5 protein-coding genes are annotated in these 4,133 nt (G+C 66.5%); 2 read left to right on the plus strand and 3 right to left on the minus strand.

Annotation, left to right across the window (positions count from 1 at the left end; translation table 11 throughout):
- A partial coding sequence (lepB, locus tag FJY88_12430) for a signal peptidase I (protein ID MBM3288142.1) occupies window positions 1-620 on the plus strand: 620 nt, incomplete at its 5' end.
- A gap of 51 nt (window positions 621-671) precedes the next feature.
- The gene (locus tag FJY88_12435) at window positions 672-1,817 is read left to right on the plus strand and encodes a hypothetical protein (protein ID MBM3288143.1); all 1,146 of its coding nucleotides are present in this window, start codon (window positions 672-674) and stop codon (window positions 1,815-1,817) included.
- Between the two features lie 92 nt (window positions 1,818-1,909).
- On the opposite strand, the gene FJY88_12440 is transcribed toward FJY88_12435, so the two are convergent.
- From FJY88_12440 to FJY88_12450, 3 genes are all read right to left on the minus strand, one after another.
- On the minus strand, window positions 1,910-3,175 hold the full coding sequence (locus FJY88_12440; protein MBM3288144.1) for a PP2C family protein-serine/threonine phosphatase: 1,266 nt from the start codon (window positions 3,173-3,175) through the stop codon (window positions 1,910-1,912).
- Between the two features lie 288 nt (window positions 3,176-3,463).
- The gene (locus tag FJY88_12445) at window positions 3,464-3,697 is read right to left on the minus strand and encodes a hypothetical protein (GenBank protein MBM3288145.1); all 234 of its coding nucleotides are present in this window, start codon (window positions 3,695-3,697) and stop codon (window positions 3,464-3,466) included.
- Between the two features lie 208 nt (window positions 3,698-3,905).
- Entirely contained in the window at window positions 3,906-4,112 is a 207-nt protein-coding gene (locus FJY88_12450) for a hypothetical protein (GenBank protein ID MBM3288146.1), read from the minus strand.
- Window positions 4,113-4,133 lie beyond the last annotated feature (21 nt).

Here is a 4,133-nt window from a genome sequence, read left to right on the forward strand (position 1 = left end):
TGGGACTCGTCCAGGCCTATAACGTTCCCTCCTCCTCCATGGAGAAGACGATCCTGCCGGGCGACTATGTCTACGCGGACAAGCTCACCCTCGGGCCGCGCACCCCCCACTGGATCGGGATCCCCGGCACTGCCCTCGGCGTGCACGTCCCGGCATTGAAGCTGCCGGGCCTGCGCCGCGTCCATCCCGGGGACATCGTGATCGCCGAAGTGCCGGCCGATCGGCGGATCCCCTACGTCAAGCGGGTCGTCGCGGTCGGCGGGGATGTCGTCGAGATCCGCGACAAGCGGCTTCTCGTGAACGGCGAGCCCGTTCCCGAGCCGGGACTCTCGGTCCATCAGGACAGGCGGACGTTTCCGTGCGGCCTGAAGCAGGACGGGATCGCCATGGGGCTCGGCAACCGGGACAACTTCGGGCCTTACCGCGTTCCCGAGGGATCCGTTTTCCTCATGGGGGACAACCGAGATCTGTCGAACGACAGCCGCTACTTCGGGTCGATTCCGGAGCGGAACATCATCGGCTGCGCCCGCTTCGTCGGGCTCTCGCTCGACCCGGAAGCGCACGGCCCCGCGCCCTGGAAGAGGGTGCGCTTCCATCGGATCGGCAGAGCGCTCCGGTAGAACGGTTCAACTCAATCTGAGACACTCGCCTGGCGAATCCGCTCACAAGTCATGAAAGGATGCATGGCGATGTGTCGAGCCTCTTCTGCCCTGGCCGCGATCGTGATGTCGCTTCTCTCGGCCTCTTCTCCCGCCTCGTCGAGGCCGCTCGATGTCTACAGCAGCTCCTTCGATGGCCTCTCCCTGGCTCGGACGCGACCATTCCCGGGCGATCCCGAACAGGACAACTGGTATCAGGTGCTGGCGGCCGGCGAGGCCATCGGCGAGATCCAGGATGCCGTCGCCGTCTCCGGACGCGCGCTTCACGAGTTCGCTCCCGCCTCGAACGGCTGCGGGACGCCGACAGCCGACGCGCGGAACGTGACGCCGCCCGACCTCGAAGCGCGGCCGATCATCACCCTTGGGGTGAGCTTCTTCAGCCACACGAGCGACCTGGACGCCATGAATCCCTACGCGGCTTCTCTGCGGGCGGGCGGCGGCCTGCATCCGGGATACGAAATCGTGGGATTCGGGCTCTTCTCCGGAAACGATGCGCCGAAGGGCGAGATGGGAGTGACAGCGGCAGTCGGCTACTTCGACGGCGCTCTGAACGCTGAGCTGCCTCTTACGGTGGGAACGGGACTCGCCTGGGATGCCTGGCACCGCATCGAGATCGCGATCGACCAGGCCGCGGACACCTATGTGTATGTCGAGGTGGATGGCGAGCGGCAGTACCTCTATGGTCACGCGCCGCCGCGCAGCTTCGCGGAAGGGGAGTGGCGTCGCGGCCAGCTCATCGAGGGAATCGCGGCGGAGGTCGTGTCCTGTCCCTGGGCGCCCCCGAACGAAACCGACGATGATGTCTACTGGGACGATCTGAGCCTGACCGTCGGCGTGAGGGATCCTGCGCTCGCAGAGGAGATCCAGGAGTCGGCAGCGCCCTGCCCGCGGCTCGAGCTCGCCGGCAGACACCCCGCGAGCGGATGCGTCGCCCTTAGGTACAGCCTCGCCGCCCCCGCGACCGTCCGCCTTGGCGTCTTCGATTCGGGCGGTCGCCTGATCCGACGCCTGGTCGATTCCCGCGAGGGGCCGGGCGATCATGGCGTCTCCTGGGACGGCCGCGACGGATCCGGCGTTGCGGCGCCCCCGGGGTTGTACCTCGTCCGCCTCGACGCGGGAGGGATCGTCGCGCGACAGAAGATCGTGCGAGTTCGCTAGACGCGGCCCGGTGCTGCTCGATCGGCAGGTTGAGGGTCATCCTCGGGAGGAGGATCGCCTCACAGCGCGGATCGTGGGCTCCGCCGGCGGCCTCAGAGTCTGCGGATGACGACGGCCGTCATGTCGTCCTTCTGCGGCTTCCCTCTGGCGTGCGCGTCGACGGCCGCGAAGACCGCATCGACCAGCTCCCGCGCGGTCGCCTCCGCGTGCGCGTAGAGCAGGTTCTGCAGCCGCTCCTCCCCGAACGGCTCTCCGGCGGGGCTTTCGTGCTCCACGAGGCCGTCCGTGAAGAGCGCGACCGTGTCCCCGCTGTCCAGCTGGACGTAGCCGCGGTCGTAGCGCGCCCCGCGCCTCGGGCCGAGGATCAGGCCCCCGCGGTCGAGCTCCACGATCGAGTCGCCCTTGCGGAGCAGGGGAGGATTGTGGCCGGCGTTGCAGTAGATGAGTGTGCCGTTGGTCTCGAGCTCGCCGTAGAAGAGGGAGATGAACTTGCTCGATAGGGTCGCCTGGTGAATGACCTCGTTCAGCCTCTCGATGACCCGGACGACCTTGAGGTCCGCGTGCAGGCCCATCCTGAGCCCCGTGACGACATCGCGCGCCATCAACGCCGCGGGAAGCCCATGCCCCGACGCGTCGCCGATCGCGACTCCGAGGAGCGTCTCGCCGAGCCGGATGTAGTCGAAGAGGTCGCCGCCCACGATCTCAGTCGGCCGCGAGCGCCCGTCTATGTCGTACCCGGCGAAGGCCGGCGGTCCCGACGGCAGGAGGCTCTCCTGGATCTCGCGGGACTCCTCGAGGATGCCCGTGAGCTTCTGCTGCTCGAGCTTGAGATTCACGACGTGGCGCACCGCGCCCAGCGAGTAGAGGATGTTCTCCTCCTTGATCTCTCCGCGGATCGAGAAGGCGAACACGTAGGCGCTGCCGCGCCCGACGGCGATGGCCGCGAAAGTCGAGGTCACGCCGATCGCGTCCTCGATCTCCTTGTCGAAGCCGGGCTCGCCGGGTCGGATGATGACGAGCCCCTCGGCGAGCGTTCTTTCGTGCGCGGGGTAGTCCCGCGGCAGACGGAAGCCGATCGGCGCCCCCTTGCTGGTCCCGTAGCGGCAGCAAAGGTAGAAGTCCTCTCCATCGCGCTTGTAGAGCCGTCCGCTCTCGAATCCCAGCTCATCCTTGAAGCCGGTGATGAGGCTCTCGAGGATCCTCTCGAGCATGGCCGAGATGTCTTCGGAGCGCTCGATCTGTCCGAGGATCCGATCGAGCTTCCTGTAGAGGGCCTTCAGCTCTGCGCGGGTCGGCCCTCCCGCGGCGGCAGAGCCTCCTTGAGGCGATTCGGACCAGAGGCGCTCCGGCTCATCCATGGGGCGCAGTCTGGCAGAAGGCGATCCCGTCCTGCAAGCGGACGACGCCAACTCCTTTGCGCAGAAGTCGATCTAGCGGAACACGACCTTCCCGTTTGGGTCCTCCCGGTAGACGGCCGAGTGGCCCTCGACCCATGTCCCATCCTTGAGATACTGGGACTTCGTCTCGAGTCTCCCGTCGGACAGGAGTCGGCTGCTGTTCTTGACCTCCGTGATCCCCTCGTCCCAGACGATGATCGATTCGCCGCCGTATTCGCCATCGTTGACCGAGTGAAGGACGCGGATCGCCTAGCCGTTGAGGGCGAGTTCCCAGTGGGAGATGTCGAAGACGGGTTTCTCGGAAGTGGAGCGCGCCATCTCGCCCTTCCATGTCTTGCCGAGGAGGGGGCGAAGGGGGCCGAAAGGATCATCCACAGGATCCTCCGCGAGCGCGGGGGCCGCGAGCGGTCCGAGGATCAAGACGCCATGGGCGAACAGGCGCGTCACGGCCAGAGCGGGGTGGATTATTCGCGAGGTTCTCATGCTCGATCATGCCTCCATCTGAAAGGTCGTGCGCATGTTCAGAAAGAACCTGTCGAGGCTACAGGATCGAGTGGGATCCGGAAAGGGTCTTCAGGCCCGTGCGGGTCTTCAGGCCCGGGCGCGCGCCTCTAGCGCGCGGCGGCCCGCAGAGGTCAGGCGGAAGCGGACGGAAGGCTCGGCCCTTCCGGCAAGGGCCGAGCCGGCGCCGTCAGGTCGCGTACTTGTTGAGGTTGGTCTGGATGATGGCGGATCCGATGCATCCCAGAAGGATCATCAGGACGAACGCCAGCCCGACGTTCATCGTTCCCTTGGTGGCCAGCTCCACCCCCTTGCACCACTGCCAGAGCCACCAGATGTTCACGAACGGGATGATGATGAGCCAGGCGGTCGGGATCTGCGCCCCGAGCGAGTTCATCTCGTTCTTGGTCCTGACGTA

The organism is Candidatus Eisenbacteria bacterium (assembly GCA_016867495.1).
Taxonomy (GTDB): Bacteria; Eisenbacteria; RBG-16-71-46; order CAIMUX01; family VGJL01; genus VGJL01.

Coding starts and splice junctions, on each gene's coding strand:
- FJY88_12435 (MBM3288143.1), top strand. CDS start 672: ATGAAAGGATGCATGGCGATGTGTCGAGCCTCTTCTGCCCTGGCCGCG.
- FJY88_12445 (MBM3288145.1), bottom strand. CDS start 3,697: ATGAGAACCTCGCGAATAATCCACCCCGCTCTGGCCGTGACGCGCCTG.
- FJY88_12440 (MBM3288144.1), bottom strand. CDS start 3,175: ATGGATGAGCCGGAGCGCCTCTGGTCCGAATCGCCTCAAGGAGGCTCT.
- FJY88_12450 (MBM3288146.1), bottom strand. CDS start 4,112: ATGAACTCGCTCGGGGCGCAGATCCCGACCGCCTGGCTCATCATCATC.